General features: G+C 52.9%; 15 protein-coding genes and 2 tRNA genes. 6 read left to right on the top strand and 11 right to left on the bottom strand.

All coding sequences use genetic code 11. The features are described 5' to 3' along the window. The 7 genes from Q7J88_RS03855 to Q7J88_RS03825 form a co-directional block, all read right to left on the bottom strand. Nucleotides 1-719, bottom strand: a 719-nt coding sequence (locus tag Q7J88_RS03855) for a virulence RhuM family protein (RefSeq protein WP_303720832.1), incomplete at its 3' end; no start/stop codon positions are given. Between the two features lie 353 nt (nt 720-1,072). Then, the gene (locus Q7J88_RS03850; RefSeq protein WP_303720831.1) at nt 1,073-1,744 is read right to left on the bottom strand and encodes a transposase; all 672 of its coding nucleotides are present in this window, start codon (nt 1,742-1,744) and stop codon (nt 1,073-1,075) included. 38 nt (nt 1,745-1,782) lie between these two features. Beyond that, nucleotides 1,783-3,066, bottom strand: a complete 1,284-nt coding sequence (locus tag Q7J88_RS03845) for an integrase arm-type DNA-binding domain-containing protein (protein WP_303720830.1) — start codon at nt 3,064-3,066, stop codon at nt 1,783-1,785. A gap of 270 nt (nt 3,067-3,336) precedes the next feature. Next, a tRNA-Leu gene (locus Q7J88_RS03840) sits at nt 3,337-3,422 on the bottom strand. A gap of 36 nt (nt 3,423-3,458) precedes the next feature. Continuing rightward, nucleotides 3,459-4,292, bottom strand: a complete 834-nt coding sequence (locus Q7J88_RS03835; protein ID WP_303720829.1) for an aminotransferase class IV — start codon at nt 4,290-4,292, stop codon at nt 3,459-3,461. Nucleotide 4,293: 1 nt separating this feature from the next. After that, nucleotides 4,294-5,661, bottom strand: a complete 1,368-nt coding sequence (locus Q7J88_RS03830) for an anthranilate synthase component I family protein (protein WP_303720828.1) — start codon at nt 5,659-5,661, stop codon at nt 4,294-4,296. A gap of 61 nt (nt 5,662-5,722) precedes the next feature. Beyond that, nucleotides 5,723-5,798, bottom strand: a tRNA-Ala gene (locus Q7J88_RS03825). 144 nt (nt 5,799-5,942) lie between these two features. Here Q7J88_RS03825 and Q7J88_RS03820 point away from each other — a divergent pair. The 5 genes from Q7J88_RS03820 to Q7J88_RS03800 all read left to right on the top strand — a co-directional run bounded on the left by Q7J88_RS03820 (nt 5,943) and on the right by Q7J88_RS03800 (nt 12,160). Further along, nucleotides 5,943-6,143, top strand: a complete 201-nt coding sequence (locus Q7J88_RS03820) for a hypothetical protein (protein WP_303720827.1) — start codon at nt 5,943-5,945, stop codon at nt 6,141-6,143. Nucleotides 6,144-6,249: 106 nt separating this feature from the next. Further along, nucleotides 6,250-7,659, top strand: a complete 1,410-nt coding sequence (gene selA, locus Q7J88_RS03815; RefSeq protein ID WP_303720826.1) for an L-seryl-tRNA(Sec) selenium transferase — start codon at nt 6,250-6,252, stop codon at nt 7,657-7,659. A gap of 4 nt (nt 7,660-7,663) precedes the next feature. Continuing rightward, on the top strand, nt 7,664-9,577 hold the full coding sequence (selB, locus tag Q7J88_RS03810) for a selenocysteine-specific translation elongation factor (protein ID WP_303720825.1): 1,914 nt from the start codon (nt 7,664-7,666) through the stop codon (nt 9,575-9,577). Nucleotides 9,578-9,670: 93 nt separating this feature from the next. Next, nucleotides 9,671-10,657, top strand: coding sequence for a selenide, water dikinase SelD (selD, locus tag Q7J88_RS03805; RefSeq protein ID WP_303720835.1), 987 nt, complete (start codon nt 9,671-9,673; stop codon nt 10,655-10,657). Nucleotides 10,658-10,798: 141 nt separating this feature from the next. After that, nucleotides 10,799-12,160 (top strand): hypothetical protein, encoded by a 1,362-nt coding sequence (locus Q7J88_RS03800; protein ID WP_303720824.1) that lies wholly within the window; start codon nt 10,799-10,801, stop codon nt 12,158-12,160. 77 nt (nt 12,161-12,237) lie between these two features. On the opposite strand, the gene Q7J88_RS03795 is transcribed toward Q7J88_RS03800, so the two are convergent. From Q7J88_RS03795 to Q7J88_RS15335, 4 genes are all read right to left on the bottom strand, one after another. Continuing rightward, the gene (locus tag Q7J88_RS03795; RefSeq protein WP_303720823.1) at nt 12,238-14,388 is read right to left on the bottom strand and encodes an exonuclease domain-containing protein; all 2,151 of its coding nucleotides are present in this window, start codon (nt 14,386-14,388) and stop codon (nt 12,238-12,240) included. Between the two features lie 16 nt (nt 14,389-14,404). Next, nucleotides 14,405-14,974, bottom strand: a complete 570-nt coding sequence (locus Q7J88_RS03790; RefSeq protein WP_303720822.1) for a hypothetical protein — start codon at nt 14,972-14,974, stop codon at nt 14,405-14,407. A gap of 142 nt (nt 14,975-15,116) precedes the next feature. After that, nucleotides 15,117-15,998 (bottom strand): phosphoribosylaminoimidazolesuccinocarboxamide synthase, encoded by an 882-nt coding sequence (locus tag Q7J88_RS03785; RefSeq protein ID WP_303720821.1) that lies wholly within the window; start codon nt 15,996-15,998, stop codon nt 15,117-15,119. Nucleotide 15,999: 1 nt separating this feature from the next. Continuing rightward, complete coding sequence (locus Q7J88_RS15335) at nt 16,000-17,952, bottom strand: SurA N-terminal domain-containing protein (protein ID WP_369681963.1); 1,953 nt, start codon at nt 17,950-17,952, stop codon at nt 16,000-16,002. Nucleotides 17,953-18,155: 203 nt separating this feature from the next. Between Q7J88_RS15335 and Q7J88_RS03765 the strand changes: the two genes are divergently transcribed. Continuing rightward, nucleotides 18,156-19,202 carry a rod shape-determining protein gene (locus Q7J88_RS03765; protein WP_369681962.1) on the top strand — a complete coding sequence of 349 codons (1,047 nt, stop codon included), beginning with the start codon at nt 18,156-18,158 and terminating at the stop codon, nt 19,200-19,202. Nucleotides 19,203-19,309 lie beyond the last annotated feature (107 nt).

Raw genomic sequence — 19,309 nt, 5'->3', positions numbered from 1 at the left:
AACTCCTTCCCGTCAAAGGTCTGATAAATAGTGCCGAGGGCGCTCTTAAAGCCCTGATCTTTTTCGATACCGAACAGGCCGTCAAAATCATCCTTCATCGATTCGACAATACTTCTGGCTTTGTCGTAGTCGAGAATGAAGTCGCTCTGACCACTGGTTTTTTCAATACTCAGGGTTCCGTGATCATAACGATCAAGAAGATTCAAAGCATAAGCATAGTCGGTAATGACCTGTAATACATCCTTGCCCAGGTCGTTGACAAGCCGCTGCTGGTCCAAGGTTCGGGAAAGCAGCTCAATTGCCTGGCGCATCTCCGTCAGATTGCGGGTCTGCTCTTCAAGGCGTTGCCGGTTGAGGGTATAACCTTGCACCAGGTGGTCGCGTAAAACCTGGGTTGCCCAGACTCTAAATCGTGTTGCTTTCGCGGAATTAACCCGATAACCGACAGAAATAATCATGTCGAGGTTGTAAGCAACGTTCTTCCGTTTAACTTTTCGCCCCCCCTCAATTTGAACTTTTTCCATTTTGGAAACAGTTGCCGAAGCATCCAATTCACCAGAGTTGAGAATATTGCTAACGTGTTTGGAAATTGCAGGGATCTTAACATCGAAAAGCTCAGAAAGTTGAGCCTGAGTTAACCATAGCGATTCCTGCTCCAGTCGTACTTCAAGAGCAGCTTTGCCATCGGCAGATTGGTAGATGATGATCTTATCGGGCATGTTTTTTCTCCGAGAAAATGGATTTCATCAGTATCTTAGAGATAAATGATCTTGTCAAAATATTACCTGATAGGCTGATAGGAGAGCTGAGCTGATAGGAGAGCTGAGCTGATAGGAGAGCTGAGCTGATAGGAAAGCTGATAGGAAATTGCTTTTTCGGGGATCGCGCCTGCGGCGCTGTGAACCGCCCCTCCCCCGCCGATTCTCGTTCGAAAACCGACCTGTTTTCGTTGTAAGGGATGCGGCAATCCGCTGTCAATCAAAAACTCCGGCTGACAAGACAAAACCCTCTTAAATTCCGATCATTTTGCCGTTTCAATGCGCACCTTTCCTGTAACCGACGGAGGGAATAATCAATTCAGCGTAATGCTCGGCTCTTCATAATCGCTCCAGCCATCATCGAACGGCTGGTACTCGATCATTTCTTCGTAAAGTTCATCCGGTGGCGGTTTGCCGGGGTGTTCGGTCCGCCAGAGCTGCAGGTGCTTGAGGATTTTTTCTATGACCGGCGTATCTTTGATGAAGCTGACGATCTTCATCTCTGTAACACAGTTGGGGCATTCGAGGGGATCAACTTCCCAGACTTTCTTGATGCACTCACGCCAGGTTCTGGAGGGTATTTTCTTCGGCTGCTGTTCGCATATATCCAGCACTTCGATGGTTTCGGCTATTTCCTCTGCATCGCCATGCAGGTTTAGCTGGCCGCGCTTCTGCCGATCACCCCGCGAACGGTTGGAATACCATCCGTAGTAGCGCACCAGTTGAAAGTTCTTCTCTGGAATATGCTGGGTGATGGAAGCGATGAATTCCTCGGCGCTGAAGACCTCAAAATTCTTCTTGTTCTTGCCGTGGGTCATCTTCGATTTGTAGATGACCTGGCCGCTCTGTTGTTGATAGTGAATCTTCTCGACCGAGAAGGGATTGCGGATGATGTACTGTGCCAAGGCTTCCTGGCCGTCACCGTCGTCACGGGCCAGTTGATCGCCCTTATGCACGCTGAACCCGGACACGTAACGCCAGCGCATGATATTGGATGATCGGATCGAGATAGATTGGGGGTGTACTATTGGATCCGGTGACTCCGAATTTCGGAAAATATACTGTGTGTGTCAGAGGGTTTCTTTTTTTTCTCCTTCAGCCAATTGAGGTATTTACCCCAACGGTTCATCAGTTCTCTACGTTCAGCAAGGAATGAGGTTCTGTTGTAGGCTCTTCCAAGGACATCGTTTACCTGGTGGGCAAGCTGCGCCTCTATTATGTCTACTCTTTCCTGGAGTACCTCGTCAGCAAGTGTTCGAAAGATTGCTCGCCAACCATGGCTGACAATTTCATCCTTGCTGTATCCAAGCCGTCTTAGAGCCGCATTCATTGTGTTGTCACTTATTGGTCGTGCTACTGAACGAACTGATGGGAAAAGGTATTTTCCAGTTCCTGTTAGCTTTAAAAGGCTTTGAAGAATGTCTACAGCTTGTGGGCTCAGCGGGACGACATGTGGATTTTTCATTTTCATTCGGCCTGCTGGGATAGACCATGTTGCCGTATCGAAGTCTATCTCGCCCCATTCGGCATGTCGTAATTCTCCTGGCCGGGTTGCAATGTAAGGATGGAGCTGGAGGGCGTGTTTAACAACAAGGGAGCCATCGTATGTGTCTATGGTACGCAGAAGTTCTCCCACTTTTAGGGGGTCTGTCGTTCCTCCAGTAGAATCAAGTGCTGCGTGGTGTTTGCGGGGGATTGGCTTTAAGGCGCCGCGCATGTCTGCTGTAAGGTCGCGGTCGCACACTCCGCAGGCTACGCCATATCGTAGTATCTGGGATATTGTGCCCCGTACACGATGAGCAGATTCAATAGCGCCCCGTGCTTCGATGGGGCGCAATACTTTCTCCAGGATAAGTTGTGCCGATAGTTCTGTGAGTGGAGTGTCGCCAATAGTCGGGTAGATGTCTTTATCTAGGCGACTGCGGATCATTTTTTGAGTTGTTGCTGCCAGCTCAGTTGTTTGTCGATCAAGCCAGTCGCGAGCGAGCTTTTCGAAGGTGTTGTTACGTTCATCCATCTCTTCGACTTTGATGGTCTTCTTGAGTTCACCAGGGTCGACGTTGTTCGCTAGTAGCTGGCGGGCTTCGTGCCTGCGTTGGCGGGCTTCGCCAAGAGTGATTTCCGGATATGATCCCATGGCCAGGGTCTTGCGCTTGTCTTTGAAGCGGTAGTCAAGTCGCCATAATTTTCCCCCAGATGCCGTTACGAGTAAATACATGCCGCCGCCATCGGCAAGCTTGTAGTTTTTCTCTTTTGGTTTCGAGTTCTTAACTTGGGTATCCGAAAGAGGTAGTGTGCGTTTTGGCATGACGGGCCCTTTGTTTTTGACGGTATCCTGTTTGGCGGTATTTGTTAGATACCTTCAAAAATACCGTCAAAAACGATGGATGTCAATGTGTTGGACTGGGCAATGTTGTGCAGCGTTGGACAATTTTATATAGCGTAAATATGTATTTTGTAAAACGCTGAGCATGTCTAAGGTGCCGAAACAATAGAAAAAATTGATTGTTTTGGACGTTGATGGATTGCGGTGGAAAAAGAAAAAGCCCCCGACGAATCGGAGGCTATTTCTCTTTTGTGGTACCGAAGGCCGGAATCGAACCGGCACGCCCGGAGGGCATCGGTTTTTGAGACCGACGTGTCTACCAATTCCACCACTTCGGCACGAGCTTGACGATTATAGTAATCTCCAACCGTTTGTCAAGTATCTATCCTCATCTTCAAAGTTTTCAAGATCGTTTTCCATGTGCAGCCTCTTTTTAATGGTTTTCCATCGAGCGAGGCGAGTGGAAGGATGTCGATCAAGGAGTTGCAGAGAAAGGCTTCCTCGGCTTCAAGTAACTCTTTTTTGGTGATCTCTTTTTCGCACACTAATATCCCAAGTTCTGCTGCGGCATCGATGATCTGCCGCCTCATCACCCCTGCCAGTACGGTTTGACCGAGTGGAGGAGTGAGCAGTTTGTCATCGATTAGGGCAAACAGGTTGCTGGTGCTGCCCTCAAGCAGGTTGCCGTTCGGGTCGACGAACAGCGCTTCGTGTGCACCTTTCGTTCGGGCGTAGTTGGCTGCGTAAAGACAGTCGCTGTAATTGCCACGTTTCATCTGTGGTAGGTGGCTAAGTGGGTTGATCCGTTGGTTTGGAGCGGTCACGCAAGCGGCACCGATTTCTCGTTCTGGTTCGCTGATTTCTTCCATCTTTATAGCAGTCAGTAGGTAGCTGCCGGTTTCCGGTGTGGGGAAGGTTAGTCCTTGGAAGGTGCCGCGGGTCAGTGTCAGGCGGACGCGGCTGACCGGAGCGCTCAAGGAGTTGGCCATCTGATGCAGTGATGTTTCAATGCGTTTGCGGTCGCAGGGGAAATCGATCAGTTCAGCGGAGAGCTGCAGGCGGTCGAGATGCTCTTTGACCAGCAGGATCTTCTGGTCAAATGCCTTGAGGGTTTCGAACAGGGTGTCGCCGAACAGAAAGCCGCCGTCGGTGATCGGCAGTTGCGCAACTTCGTGTGGTATAAAAGTTCCGTTTAGACAGACCAGCATCTTAGTTCATTGCCTCTTGTAGTACTTTGCGCAGCGCTGCCCCTTTGGCCATACATTCTATCCATTCCTCTTCAGGAATAGAATCGGCTACAATTCCAGCGCCAGTTTGATAGCTCAAATGGTTACCGATACGTTGGAAGCTGCGGATCAGGATATTCAGGTCCATGGTGCCGCAGGCGCTGAGGTATCCGGCGCTGCCAGTGTAGCAGCAGCGGCCGACCGGTTCCAGTTCGTCGATGATTTCCATGCAGCGTTTTTTCGGTACCCCTGTGATGGTTCCGCCGGGGAAGGTCGCTCGCAGTAGGTCGATCGGACCGCATTCGGGGCGCAGTTCGCCGCGCACGTTGGATACGATATGAGTGACGTGAGAGTAGCGTTCTAGGACCATCAGCTCGTCTACTTCGACACTGCCGGCTTGGCAGACTTTGCCGAGGTCATTGCGTTCCAGGTCCAGCAGCATGATATGTTCGGCCCGCTCCTTGGGGTGGCCGAGCAGTTCTTCGCCGAGTCGTTGGTCTTCCGGAAGGGTGTATCCGCGCGGTCGGGTTCCGGCGATGGGCCGGGTTTCGGCTAGTCCTTGGGTGAGGGAGACGAGTCGTTCCGGCGAACTGGAGATGATGTCCAGCCCGGGAAAGTGCAATAGACAGGCAAAGGGGGAGGGGTTGAGTTCTCGCAGCCTGCGGTAGAGTTCGCTCGATTCTCCTTCGATTGTGCCGTCAAAGCGGCAGGAGAGGTTGACCTGGTAGATATCGCCAGCGGCGATGTATTCTTTGCCACGCTGGACCATTGTTTCAAACTGTTGTCGTTCGATAACCGGCTGTGGCAGGTTGGTGAGCTGTAATTTCTGGTTTGGGGGAAGTTGCCGCTGTGAGGCGCACACCTGCACTGCCAGAGTTTTCAGGTTGACCAGTGGATCAAGAGTGGCCAGGGTCAGTTGCCGACTAGCATGATTGTAGCTTGCCGTCAGGTCGACCCAGTAGAGATCAAGGTCGGGAATCGGCAGGTCGCGTTTGGCTAATTTGGGCAGTTCTTCAATCTGGCTCGCAAGATCGTAGCCGAAATAACCGAAATAGCCACCGGGAAAAGGGGAGGCGTCATTTACGGGGACGCTTCGCTTTTGGAGGATCTCTGCCAGTTGACCGAGCGGTTCACCGTCGAGCATGGTCTGTTGCCCTTGCTGGTCGAGGTAGAGGGCTCCGTTGTTAAGGAAGTATCTTTCTTGCCAGCGCAAAGGAACAATCGAATAGCGCCCGGTTTTTGACAGCGGGTTGAGTGATTCCAGCAGGCCGGGTCCTGCTGGTGAACAGTAGAGGTAGAGAGCCAGCGGGTCAAACTGCGAAAGTGTAAAACTGAGGGTGTTTATTCTCATCGATGCTGTTACCGGGAAACAAAAAGGGGTCAGCTGTATTCAGCTAACCCCTTGATTTGTTTGGTGGAGCTAAGGAGGATCGAACTCCTGACCTCTTGAATGCCATTCAAGCGCTCTCCCAGCTGAGCTATAGCCCCGTTCAGGTGGGCGATTTATAACAAACTCGACTTCCGGGTGTCAACAGGAAAAGTACCCCGTTTCTTGTAGTGCGGCTGAAACTAATGATTTTACCTTTGGGCGCCGATAAGATGCTTATTTCCCCAATTCGATGGAGTGCCTCTATGGACACAATCTGGGTCGGAAAGTCGGTAGAGCAGACTTGCAACTCTTCACTGGGTACACTGATGCAACATCTGTTGGTTGATGTCATCCCGGTTATTTTACTACTGGCCGCCATGTTGTATGGAATGGCTTTTGTGTCGCACAAACTGGAAGAGCCGAGGATCGTGGATGTGAGGATCGTGGCCGACAAACCAGGTTAAAAGTAGTCCCGCCATCTGTATCAAAAAATGGTCTTTTCCAAAAGGTCATGTTACACTTCTGCGCTGAATTTACACTTGCTAGTCATTGCTGACGGAGAGGGTTTTTATGAGTGATCAACAAGGACTATTGCGATCACTGCCTGCCGTTGATCGTGTTTTGCGTGAAGAGCCATTACAAAAGCTTACAGGCCGCTTACCTCAAAAGATGCTGACGGAGGCGGTGCAGCAGGCTGTAGCCGATCTGCGTTGCAAGCTGCTGGCTGGGGAGTGTGTGCCGGAAAAGGCGTTGGATCCAGCCCAGGTGGCGGCAGACGCGGCCGATTATTGTCAACCGTATCTGCAGCCATCATTGCGAAAAGTGATCAACGCGACTGGAACCCTTTTGCATACCAATCTTGGGCGGGCACCGCTGGCAAAAGAAGCACTGCAGGGCATTCAGACGGTGGCGGAAGGTTATTCGACCCTAGAAATAGATATGAAGAGCGGTCAGCGTGGTCACCGTTACAGCCATGTCACCCGTTGGTTGACCCAGTTGACCGGCGCCGAGGATGCGCTGGTGGTTAACAACAATGCTGGGGCGGTTCTGCTGGTGCTGACCGCTCTCGGTAAAGGTTCTGAAGCGATCGTTTCACGCGGCGAGCTGGTCGAGATCGGTGGTGCTTTCCGAATTCCGGAGGTGATGGAGGCGGGGGGGGTGAAGCTGCGTGAAGTAGGGGCTTCCAACCGCACCCACCTGCGTGACTATGAAAATGCTATCAGCGATGAAACCAAAATCCTGCTCAAGGTGCATACCAGCAACTATCGGATCATCGGTTTTACCAGTGATGTGTCCGCTGCCGAGTTGAAGCCGCTGGCGGTAGCGAAAAACTTGATCTTGATGGAAGATCTGGGCAGTGGCATGCTGATCGATCTGACCCATTTCGGCTTACCCTATGAGCCGACCGTCGCCGAGACGGTCAAGGCCGGGGTCGATGTGGTCACTTTCAGCGGGGACAAACTGCTTGGTGGGCCGCAGGCAGGCATCGTGGTCGGTAAAAAACAATATCTTCAGAAGATCGGCAGGCATCCGTTGGCGCGAGCGCTGCGCATCGACAAACTGACACTAGCGGCGCTGGAAAGCACTTTGCAAATCTATCTGCAACCGGAACAGCTGATTGAGCGATTGCCGATTTTTCAAATGTTCAGCGCCCAGCCGCAGCAGCAGAAGCTACGCTGCGGAAAGCTGATGGCCCGGTTGCAGGTCGAACGTCTGCCGATCGAGCTGACCCTGATCGAGGATTTTACCCAAGTCGGCGGCGGTTCGATGCCGCAGGTGCAGCTGCCCGGTTGGGCGTTGGAAATCAAGCTGCCGGAGGGGTCGGTCGATGCCTTGGCGCGACGTCTGCGCGGTTTTATACCTGCGGTTGTGCCACGGGTGCAGAACGACTCCCTGATTGTTAATTTGCGTGCGGTTGCCCCAGAGGAAGAAATTTTACTAGCGCAATTGTTGATTACCGCGATCGGTGGAGAAGGATAGTTAGGTGGTGGCAAAAGGACATTTCATTGTTGGTACCGCTGGACATGTTGATCATGGCAAAACGGCGCTAATCGGTGCTCTGACAGGGATCGAAACCGATCGGCTGGCCGAAGAAAAGAAACGCGGCATCTCCATTGAGCTCGGCTTTGCCAAGCTTGACCTGGGCAACGGACAGGTTGCCGGTGTGGTCGATGTCCCAGGACACGAAAAATTCATCCCGCAGATGCTTAGTGGCATTGCTGGGATCGATCTGGTGCTGCTGGTGGTCGACGCCAATGAAGGGGTGATGCCGCAAACTCGCGAGCACCTGCAGATCATGGAACTATTGCAGGTGGGGCGCGGCATCCTGGTGCTCTCCAAATGTGATTTGGTCGAAACGGACTGGCTCGATATTGTTGAAGAAGAAATCCGCGAGCAGGTCGCCGGAACGTTCCTCGCCGGCGCGCCCTGTTGCCGGGTTTCTGCGCTGACAGGCGAGGGGCTCGATGATTTGCGTGAAACGATCCGCGTGCAGTTGAACCGGGTCCAGCCGCGTGAAACATCCGGGGCGGTCCGTTTGCCGATCGATCGTTGTTTCTCGATCAGCGGTTTCGGCACCGTGATTACCGGCACACTCAACAGCGGCCGCATCATGCCGGGCGACTACTTGGAACTGTTGCCGGCCGGCGTGCAGACCCGCATCCGGGAAGTTCAGGTCCATGGTGTTCAGGCACCGGAGGCGTTGGCCGGACAGCGGGTGGCACTGAATCTCTCCGGGGTGTCCCGTGAGCAGGTGCCGCACGGATCGGTGATCGGCACTGCCGGATTGTTCCGAGCCAGTCAGCGGATAGATGTCAAGCTAAAGTTGCTCAAAGAAGCCCCGCGGCCGGTTAAGTTCCGTGACCCGCTGCATTTTCATCTTGGCACGGCGCGGACCGTTGCTCAGGCGGTTCTGCTTGATCGTGATGAGCTGGTTCCCGGCGAGGAAGCCTTCGTCCAGCTGACCTTCGACAAACCGCTGCTGTCTCATCGCGGTGATCGTTTTATCGTTCGTTCCTACTCGCCCATGCTGACTATTGGTGGAGGGATCGTTATTGATGTCGAACCGCGCAAGCATCGGCGCTTCCGTCCAGAGGTGATTCAGCGGTTGAGTGAGCTTTCTGCCGGCAACCTCGGTTTCTGGTTGCAGAAGCTGGATGAACTGGAAGTCGCCCGGTTGCGTGATCTGGAAAAGCTGACCGGTACTGGGCGCGAAGAATTGCGCCAGGGGCTGGAAAAACTAGCCGAGATGGGTCAGACAGAAGAGTTGGCCGATCAATGGGTTGCCACCGAGCGGGTCCGCAGCTGGAAGCAGCAATTGCCACTGCTGGTGATCGATTATCTGCAACGGAACCATTTGCGTCATGGAGTCCCCAGGGCGACTTTGCAAGCGAAGATCGCTGAAAAACTGACGCCGAAGGGATTTGAAGTTCTGCTGCAAAGAGCAGTCGAGGAGGGGGAACTGGAAGTGCGCGAGGAGCTAGTGTTCTCTCCCGGTTGGCAACCGCAGCCGACTGAACAGGAGAAGCAGATCCTAGCCAGACTCGAGCAGCATTTCAAGCAACAGGCTTTCCAGGTGAAAAACCAGAATGAGGTGCTTTCACAACTCGGTTTGACAGAAAGCGATACCGAACCCTATTTCTCTTACCTAGTGTTGGAAGGGCGCTTGGTACGCCTGGGCCCGGAGAGTTATTTGCACGCCGATAGCTATAAGCAGGCGCTAACAGCGTTAACGGAAATTCTCCAGCAGCAGCCAGCCTTTACCCTGGCTCAGTTTCGAGACCGGCTCAACAGCAATCGCAAGTTGGTTCAAGCACTATTGGAATATTTTGACAGTTGCAAGTATACCCGGCGCACCGGTGAAGAAAGGGTTGCCTGGAATTTACCAGAAACGGGTTAAGGGCACATATTTCCCCATATCAGGAGGTTTGGAATGTCGGACAGGAGTCTCCGTCTGACCGCCTTGTCGCGCAGCTCCGGTTGAGCGGCCAAGATCGGTCCTGAGACCCTGACCCAGGTGCTGGGTCAGCTCCCCAAGGTGGATCATCCCGATTTGTTATCGCAGGAGATCCCGTTTGCCGATGCGGCCGTTTATCGTTTGAGCGACGAGCAAGCGCTGGTACAGTCGGTTGATTTCTTCACTCCGGTGGTGGATGACCCGTACAAGTACGGCCAGATTGCCGCGGCCAATTCGCTCTCCGATATTTTCGCCGTTGGGGCCAAGCCGCTCACCGCGATGAACATTGTCTGCTACCCCCTCTGCCAACTGGGTCCAGAGGTGTTGGTGCAGATTCTTCAGGGAGGGGCGGAAAGGGTTCAGGCGGCTGGGGCACTGATTGTCGGTGGTCATTCAATTGAGGATGACGAGCCTAAATACGGGCTGAGCGTTACCGGTATTGTCGATCCGCAGAAGATGCTTTCGACCTGTGGTTGCCGCCCCGGAGATCAGCTGGTTCTGACCAAGCGGCTTGGAACCGGGATCCTTGCCACCGCCCTCAAGGGGGAGTTGCTTGACGAGTCTGCCCTGAGCGTGGCCATCAACGGGATGATCATGCTGAACCGGACAGCTGCAGAGGTGATGCTGGAGGTCGGGGTCAGCGCCTGCACCGATATCACCGGATTCGGTCTGGTCGGCCATGCGTTGGAACTGGCTGAGGCAAGCGAGGTGGGGGTGTGCATCGCTATGTCGCACCTGCCGGCCTATCCGCATGCTGCGGAGATGGCCGAGATCGGCTTGGTGCCGGAAGGTTCTTACCGCAACCGCGATTTTTATTTCGGTCGGGTCGATGGACTGCAGGGCTGCGACCAGTTCTCTCTCGATTTGCTCAGTGATCCGCAAACTTCGGGTGGCCTGCTGATGGCAGTCGCTCCTGAGAAGCTCGAGTTGCTGGTTTCCCGCCTGACAGAAGAACATGTTCAGGTCTGTCGCGTTGGGGAAATTGTTAGGGAAAAACGAGGTCGTTTGCAACTGCTCTGCTGATTTTACAGCCTGTCGAACGTTAGGCTAAAAACAGAGGCCGGCAGAGAGCGGTTCGGCATTTTACAGCCAATAGAGTTTGTTGTAGGAATTGTGGGTAGTTTGATGATTTTGTTTGGTGCTGTTTTGTTTAGGGAGGCAATTATGCCGGCATGGAGAAGGGTTTGGTTACTCGTAGTTACGCTTCTGCTTGCGCTGTCATGTCTGGCAACCGCCGGTCCTTATACCGATTCCGCCCATGGCAATACAACGACCGGGGTTGATCGCTCAAGTATTGATGCACGGTATTCAACATTTATCAAGGGGAACTGTTCCCATTGCCACGAGCAGCACTCCAGCCTAGGCGGTAGTGAGCCGCTTCCTGTCGGGTCGGCGCACAATCCCGCGTTACGTTTTGCTCCTGAAGAACATCTCTGCAATATTTGTCACGACGGCAGCCCGGTCAGTAAGAATATCGCCAGTGAGTTTAACAAGCAGTATCGCCACCCGGTCACAGATTATGCCGATCGGCACACTCTCTCGCTTGACGAAAAAGGCCAGAACGGAGCTCCCTTTAGAGGCTTGAACCGGCATGCCGAATGTTCCGATTGCCATGAGCCGCATACAGCCCAGGGGGCTCTTCATATTGCACCGGGTAATGACGTTTCCGGGATGTTGCTCGGTGTCTGGGGTGTTGAACCGAATTCCGACCTGCGTTGGCAGCCGGCGTTGAGTTTCAGAGAAGAGTCACCGGCTACCAAGGAATATCAGCTCTGTTTTAAATGCCATTCCGGTTATGCCTTGTGGGAAGTCGATGGTATCGCCAATTTTACCGGCCCTTCCGGAGTGTTGATTACCGATCAGGCGATGGAGTTCAGTAAGGCGAACCGTTCGGCACATCCGGTGAGAATTGGCATGAATTACCAGACTGGGTCATACGGCACGCGTAGCCTGAGCAGGGATAAAATGAAAGCGCCGTGGAATCTTACGATCGGTGAACAAACCATGTATTGTTCCGATTGTCACGACACTGACAGCTCTACTGTGGCGGGACCGCATGCTTCGGCCAATCGGTTTTTGTTGCAGGGCTCTTGGACCTGGCCGTACCGGCCGATTGACGGCAAACTGTGGACCTTGAACGATGTCCGGAGCAACATCAACAGTTGGAACAGCAGGCTGCTATGCGCTAAATGCCATAGCCTCAACTTCAATGATATGTCCGATGAGCATCCGCACCTTAAAACTGGGCATACGAGCAATTATGGTGCTGAGCCCTATACGACCTATGATAGCAGCTTTTCCTGTGTCGCATGTCACATTCCGATTCCCCATGGCAGTGCGGTAAGTCGTCTGATCGGTTACGATACGCTGCCGGAACCGTATAAAATCACCGTTTCTACCGGGGCGACGTTTCCGGTCCTGCGTCAGTTCAAAAAAGAGCAGGTGTACAGCAAGCGATCCTGTTTTGTGCCCAACACGGCCGCATGCCACTCAGCCCATACGATAAAGGTTGATGGAGCTGACTAGCCTTAGAAGGTGAGAGCCACCTGTAGCTGAAAAGTCTCTGGATTCTTTGAACCTAGGGGTTTTTTGCTGGGTGTTACTCAATAGGTGTATTTAGCAAAGGGTGATTTGGCCGAAGCAGCCAAGGCCTCTGCGAGGGTATTGATGCCGTTGGCTTTAAGCAGCGGCAGCATTTTCAAGAGCACTTCGGCGGTGACGATAGCATCGCCGAGGGCTGTATGCCGGCCGACAATGGTGACATTGAGTCGTTCGGCTAGCCCTTCCAGAGAGTGGCTGTCCTGATTCGGGTGAATGATCGAGGAGAGGAGCAGTGTATCGAGTACCGGGTTTTCGAACCTGATGCCGGTGCTTTCCTCCTTCAACTGCAAAAAACGCATATCGAAAGCAGCGTTGTGGGCAACCAGGACCGAGTTTTCTGCAAACTTGTGGAAGTGTGGCAGCACCTTGTCGATGGTCGGCTGTCCTGGCAGTAGTTCTGGCTGAATGCCATGAATCTCAACTGATGTCGGGGGCACAGGTCTTAATGGGTCGACTAATTGGTCGATCGCCTCGTGGTAGAGCATTCTTCCGTTAACCACGCGGATCGCCCCAAGCTGGATGATCTCATCTCCTTCGGAGGGATTGAGTCCGGTGGTCTCCGTATCGAAGACAACATAGGTCAGCTTGTCGAGAGGCACATCGCCCAACTCCTGCAAGTCCTCCTGCTTGAACAGGTCGAATTCGTAAGAGACCGGACGATGTTCCAGCCCAACCTGCATGGCAATGCGCTGCTCCTTGAATTGGGGGAATTCGAACAGCACACCGTTGCAGGCATCGCTGGTATGAGCCAGTGGTCTGATGCTCCCCTCCATCTGCTTGATCAGGTCGCTGACGGTCAATGGGTTGCCCTTGGCATCGCTGCTAAAGGGTACTTGTTTCCATTCGATCAGCAGCTGTGGAGAAACGTATGTTTCCGGCCATGCGATGGCCAGTTCGACTTTTCCCTTTTCGTTGAGGGTCAAGGTCAACAGCATCTCCTGAACCTCGCAGCGCAAAAGCAACATACTTACCAATTGCGAAATCGATTGGACGACCGAATAGCTGTCGAGCTGCAACCAGATCGTCTCCTCGGCCTGCGTAGTGACGCCGATGAAGAAGCGGTCGTAGATATTTTTGCTGATAACGTCGAGCAGGTTGCTTCCGAGAACATTTTCTGTGCGCTGTAACGAGTGCAGATGCCTGACGTAGTTCGTACGCGCGCGATCGATGTTCTCCAGCAAACGATGGGAAGCTTTATCGATCGATTGGCGGTAGCTGCTCAGCTGCTCTGCATCCAGATTCGGCTGATTGAGGATTATGGTGATTGAGGAGCGGATTTCCTGCAAAGCGCTCTGCTGGTCGTCGGTCAGGGCCTGGATCAGCATGTCACGGCGCGCGTCGGATTCGATCTGGCTGGTCATGTCCTCCAGAGTGAGTACGAAACCGGAGATCGTCTGCTTTCCCTCTTGCAGGGCAAAGAAGGGGGCCATGTTGACCCGCAGACAGAGGCCATTATGAAGCGTCATCATGAAGTTGTTGACCAGTTGCTTATGTCCGGACTGGTGCGACTGGTAGAGCATTTCCAGGGCATGAACGATCGGGTCGCGATCGAGAATGCTGAAGATCGACCGACCTAGACCGAGAATCCCCTGTACTGCCGCGTTGTCCTGCTTCTGATCCGCCTTGAACATCCGCTGTGCCTGCTGGTTGTAGAGCAGAACCTGACCATCCGTGTTGCAGACGACAACACCATGCGGCAGTTCCGACATCAGCGCTGCCAGGCGGGTCCGCTCTTCGTCGAGTTGGCTTTTGGCTTCGGCGATCTGTTCGCCGACATCGCGGCGCAATTCGGCAAAGGCTTCACCCGATTGGTTGATGATGTTGGTCAGATGGTGGACTTCTTTTCCTGCTTGTTTCAATTCAATTCGGTGTTCTGGGTTGACGGCTGAGATTAGCTGCGTGCTTTCGGATAGTTTGAGGATCGGGATGACGTAGTTGTGAAACAGAAAGCTGACCATCAGGCTGAGGATGCCGCACAGAATCAGGGCACCGACAAACGGGAAGGGGAGCAATTTATCCGACATGGCAGCGACGTAAGCCTGCTCTTCCGGTGTCAGGCTGTTCCATGCCCCTGCAAAGCAGAGCGAGATGATGCTGAAAACTGTAAAGATGATGGCACTCAGGAAGATCCAGTATTTAATGCTCGGTCTCATCCGTTGAAGGTCCCTTTTATCCTGGCTGGGAGAAACTCTTCAGATCCTCCCAAAAGCGCGTGATGCGGCTTACTAGCCCGTGACACCGGGCGTGGTTGTTAGCAAAAAACAGGGTTTCGAACGCTTTGTCCCAGTTGCCCACCGCGTCCCATGCTCGGGCGGCGATAAAGTAGACCCACCCCTTCATCTCCTGGTCTGCTGGTTCTGCGGTGACCCGCCCTCTCAAGCTGAGGGCACTGTCGAAATGCTGATTCGCGATTGCCTGTAAGAATTTCAGGTTGCGTGCCGCGGCTGAGTTTTCAAACAAATGTTTTGATAGCTCCTGCAGTTTAGCTGGATTGTCTAACTCCAGCGCTTCGAGTGTAGACCAATAGAATTTGAGTGTCTGGTTGATTTCTTGCTCGACATTCAGTTTAAGTCCTATTTGGTATCTGTTCAGGGCTGCGCGGTATTTCTGCTGGCGATATTCATCTGCTTGTTGTTGTTGCTGTTGGCCGGTGACGTTGTGGGTGCAGGCAGACACCTGCAGCAGGCCGAAACAAAAATGACACTGGCAGAGCCTTTGTGGTGCGGATGAACTGAGCAAGTCAAACCCCTGAAACAGCGTACAAAAGTATAATTATATAATATAGGATATTAATATCTTGCCATAAGGAGAGACATAAGCAAAGGGAAGAAGAAAAAGAATGGGCTGCACGACTTGTCGTTGGCAGCCCTTGGTAGTTCGTTTACGCTGTAAGGAGTTGCAGTGCCTCCAGATATTTCTCCCCGGTTTTGCGAACGATCTCTTCCGGTAGTTTCGGCGGCGGTGCCTGCTTATTCCAGTCTAGGGTTTCCAAGTAGTCTCGCAAGAATTGCTTGTCGAAGCTCGGCTGGGCGCTGCCCGGGCTGTACAGGTCTTTCGGCCAGAAGCGGGATGAGTCGGGCGTCAGGGCTTCGTCAATCCAGATCAGCTGATCGCCCATGGTGCCGAACTCGAACTTGGTGTCGGCGATGATGATTCCCTTGGCATCGGCAAGTTCGTGCGCGCGTTCGTAAATGGCGATACTGATGTCGCTGACCTGCTGAGTCAGTTCAAGGCCGCAGATTTCCGCCGCTTGTTCGAAGGAGATGTTTTCGTCATGTTCGCCAAGTTCCGCTTTGGTCGATGGCGTGAACAGGGTTTGCGGTAGCTTGTCGCTTTGCTTGAGGCCTGCGGGCAAGGAAATACCGCAGACAGAGCCCTTTTGCTGGTATTCCTTCCAGCCGCTGCCGGAAATGTAGCCGCGGACGATACACTCTATTGCCAGTGGGTTCGCTTTCTTGGTTAGCATGCTGCGGCCTTCCAGTTGGTCGCGATACTGGTGACAGATCGCCGGGAAGTCATTAACCTCGGTGGCGATCAGATGATGCGGAATCAGGTCGCTCATCTGCTCGAACCAGAATTTGGAAATCTGGGTCAGGACGTAACCTTTCTGCGGAATCCCTTCATCCATAATGACGTCGAAGGCCGAAATACGGTCACTGGTAACGATCAGCAGGTGTTCGCCAAGATCGTAGATGTCTCGAACTTTGCCTCGGTTAACCAGCTTCAGTTCAGGACAATCGGTCTGGGTGATGAGCGGTGTCATTTTATTGTTTGCTCCCGTTAAAAGCGTTGATGAGTTCCGGAACCAGCACCTCAATCCTGGCCTGTTCCATTAAAGCGTTCAGCTTTTCTTTGACCGCGTCCTCTTTTTTGCCGGCCAGCAGCTGCTCCCGCAGTTGGGATTTTGCAATTTCATCCATTGTGGAGAAATCCGCCAGTTTGAACTCTTTGAGGCTGGCAACCAGATATTTACCGTCGACGGTAAAGACTTTGGAGGCGATCGGCGCTTCTTCACTTAGGGTAAAGGCTTCTTTCGCCAATTCTTCAGCTTGGCCTACTTTCGGCACGAAGCTTCCGTAACTAGTTGGAAATTGGCCTGTTTCCTCGACGTTTACATTCAACTCCGTGGCGGCCTTGCGCAGGCTTTTCAGCTCTTGTGCTTTGCTCAGCAGCTGGTCGGCTAATTCTTTGGCAAAGTGTTGTGCCTGGTTGGTGCGGTAGGCTTTTTCGACCTTGACCTTAACTTCTGCCAATTCTGGCAGGCGGCTTTCTTGGCGCTCTTTCAGGGTGATGATGAAAATTCCCTGAGTGGTCTGCACTGGCCGGGACAGCTCATTTTCCTTCAAAGTAAAGGCGGTTTGGAGGATGGTTGGGTCTTTGCCGATACCGTCGATCGCACCGTTGCGGTCGAATAAGCCGGTTTCTTTTACCCCCAGATCATTCGCTTTTGCCGCCGCGTTCAGGTCGCCGCTCTTGCGGTTGATGTTGTAAGCGTCCATCGCCTTCTCGTAGGCTAGTTGACGGGATTTTTCCACCATCAGTCCGGCTTTGACTTCATCGATAACATCAACCAGCGGTTTGACACCTGCTTCGACTACTGCTTCTACCTTGATGATGTGGTAACCGAATGGGGTTTCTATGATATCGCTCAGCTGCCCTGGCTTTAGGCTGAAAGCGGCGTTTTCGAATTCCGGGACCATGATTCCGCGACCGAAGTAGCCAAGGTCACCGCCTGCTTCAATGCTACCCTTGTCGTCGGAGTATGTTTTAGCCAGTTGTGCAAAGTCGGCCCCTTCTTTCAACTGCTTTAGCAGTTCAGCTGCCAACTCGTGGCGCTTGTTGCGGGTTTCTTCATCCGCATCTTTGCTGACACGCAGCAAGATGTGCGAGGCCTTGACCTGCTCCTGAGTTTCAAACAGGTCGAGATGCCGACGATAGTAACGCTCCAACTCCTCGTCGGTGTAGCTGGACGCTTCCTGTTCATAACGGGCCGGATCGAATTGCAGGTAGCGTAGCGAGATCTTCTCCGGCAGGCGAAAATTTTCCTTATTTTGCTCAAAAAATTCAGCCAGTCCTGCGTCGGTCAACTTGACCTTTGTCTCGACCAGCGAAGGGGTCAACCAACAATAGTTGAGATCAACCTTGTCGTTCTCTTTATGAAAGGCGTCTTCCAGTTCTTCTTCGCTGACTGTAACGCCTTGCTGGAGCCGTTCACGAACCTTCTGGGTCAGCAGTTGGCGCCTCTGGGCGGCTTCGAATTGCTCTGGGGTCATCCGCTGGTAATTGAGCACCTGGAGATAGCGGTTGCGGTTGAAAGCGCCGTTTTCTTTGAATGCATCATATTGAGCGATAGCGGCGACCAGTTCTTCCTTGCTGATCTCAACCCCCAGTCGATCCGCTTCCTGAACCAGCAAGACCTCATTGATCAGCTGGGTCATCGCCTGCTTCGGTAGATTTAGCTGCTTTTCTGTCTCAGCATCGAAATTCCCCTGATAGATGCTTTGGTACAAATTGTATAAGCCACTATAGCTGTTTTGGAAAGCGGCATAACTGATCTCATTGCCGTTCACTAAAGCCGCAACATCGCTCGGTTGGCCGCCGCTGTTGTCGGTCGGCGCGGTCAGCATGGTGTAGCCGATGATAAAACTGAGGATAATCAAGCCAAAGGCGACCTTGATCAGGATCGATTTTTGCTTGGTTCTTACAAAGTCAAGCATTGCCGGGAACTCCTTGAATTTCTTGATGTGGATGGTTTAAAACAGCATCGCATGTTAGACCAGCAATCCGCTCAAAAGCAATCATTTTTTCCCTGATAAGCCCTTGCTTAATGATGGTCGGTTTGCTAGAGTGTGCAAGTTTTTCTCATGCTTATTAAAACCACATGTTTAAGCCGTTTGGCGACATTTTGACAGGATAGAATATGGTCAATATCTTTAACGCGATCTGGGGCATGTTTTCCAACGATTTGGCGATCGACTTGGGAACGGCCAATACCCTTGTCTATATGAAGGGGAAAGGTATTGTCGTCAGCGAACCCTCGGTGGTCGCTGTCAAAACCGGCGCAGCTGGCCAGCGCAAAGTGCTGGCGGTCGGTAAGGACGCCAAGGAGATGCTCGGACGGACTCCGGGGAGCATTGTGGCGATCCGCCCGATGAAAGACGGTGTGATCGCAGATTTCGACTACACTGAGGAGATGTTGCGCTATTTCATCCGCAAGGTACACAATCGCAAGAATCTGGTACGACCCCGGATTGTCATCTGTGTTCCGTCCGGGATCACCCAGGTGGAAAAACGTGCGGTGCGCGAATCGGCCGAGTCGGCTGGCGCGCGTGAGGTTTACCTGATCGAAGAACCGATGGCGGCAGCTATCGGTGCCGGTCTACCGATCACCGAAGCTTCCGGCAATATGATCGTCGACATCGGTGGTGGCACCACCGAGGTGGCGGTGATTTCCTTGGCCGGAATCGTCTATTCGCAGAGCGTTCGGATCGGTGGCGATAAGTTGGACGAGGCGATCGTCCAGTACATGAAGCGAAAGTACAACCTGTTGATCGGCGAGCGGACCGCGGAGGCGGTCAAGATAGGTATCGGCAATGTTTTCGTTGTCAACGACGAACAAAAAAAGATGGAAGTAAAAGGTCGCGACCTGGTCAGCGGGATTCCGAAAACCCTGGAGATCAATTCGGACGAGATCCGGGAGGCGATGTCGGAGCCGGTCAATACCATCGTCGAGGCAGTGCGGATCGCCTTGGAGCGGACTCCACCTGAGTTGGCCGCAGATATCGTCGACAAGGGAATTGTTCTGGCCGGTGGTGGAGCTTATCTGAAAAATCTCGATATTCTACTCCGGCAGGAAACCGGTCTACCGGTGGTTGCAGCCGAAGATCCGCTTTCCTGTGTCGTTTTGGGCTCCGGTGCGGTGCTCGATCAGCTCGACCTGCTGCGACAGGTTGCTGTTGCTTCTTGATTTCTGCACGCTCCGGATAAATGTTTGCTACCATAGGGAGGGTCTTAAAACGATCCTCCCTATTTAATTGTAAAGTTAAATCATCAGGTATCGGTGTCGGCGATACC

The sequence above is a fragment of the Malonomonas rubra genome (assembly GCF_003247215.1).
GTDB classification, from domain to species: Bacteria; Desulfobacterota; Desulfuromonadia; order Desulfuromonadales; family Geopsychrobacteraceae; genus Malonomonas; species Malonomonas rubra_A.
This window is presented reverse-complemented; position numbering and strand designations above follow the sequence as displayed.

Bases quoted from the DNA above. Each gene is read 5' to 3' on its own strand.
- Q7J88_RS03800 (WP_303720824.1), top strand. From the start codon at position 10,799: ATGCCGGCATGGAGAAGGGTTTGGTTACTCGTAGTTACGCTTCTGCTT.
- Q7J88_RS15335 (WP_369681963.1), bottom strand. From the start codon at position 17,952: ATGCTTGACTTTGTAAGAACCAAGCAAAAATCGATCCTGATCAAGGTC.
- Q7J88_RS03850 (WP_303720831.1), bottom strand. From the start codon at position 1,744: ATGCGCTGGCGTTACGTGTCCGGGTTCAGCGTGCATAAGGGCGATCAA.
- Q7J88_RS03835 (WP_303720829.1), bottom strand. From the start codon at position 4,292: ATGCTGGTCTGTCTAAACGGAACTTTTATACCACACGAAGTTGCGCAA.
- Q7J88_RS03820 (WP_303720827.1), top strand. From the start codon at position 5,943: ATGGACACAATCTGGGTCGGAAAGTCGGTAGAGCAGACTTGCAACTCT.
- selA (WP_303720826.1), top strand. From the start codon at position 6,250: ATGAGTGATCAACAAGGACTATTGCGATCACTGCCTGCCGTTGATCGT.
- Q7J88_RS03785 (WP_303720821.1), bottom strand. From the start codon at position 15,998: ATGACACCGCTCATCACCCAGACCGATTGTCCTGAACTGAAGCTGGTT.
- Q7J88_RS03845 (WP_303720830.1), bottom strand. From the start codon at position 3,066: ATGCCAAAACGCACACTACCTCTTTCGGATACCCAAGTTAAGAACTCG.
- Q7J88_RS03830 (WP_303720828.1), bottom strand. From the start codon at position 5,661: ATGAGAATAAACACCCTCAGTTTTACACTTTCGCAGTTTGACCCGCTG.
- Q7J88_RS03795 (WP_303720823.1), bottom strand. From the start codon at position 14,388: ATGAGACCGAGCATTAAATACTGGATCTTCCTGAGTGCCATCATCTTT.
- Q7J88_RS03765 (WP_369681962.1), top strand. From the start codon at position 18,156: ATGGTCAATATCTTTAACGCGATCTGGGGCATGTTTTCCAACGATTTG.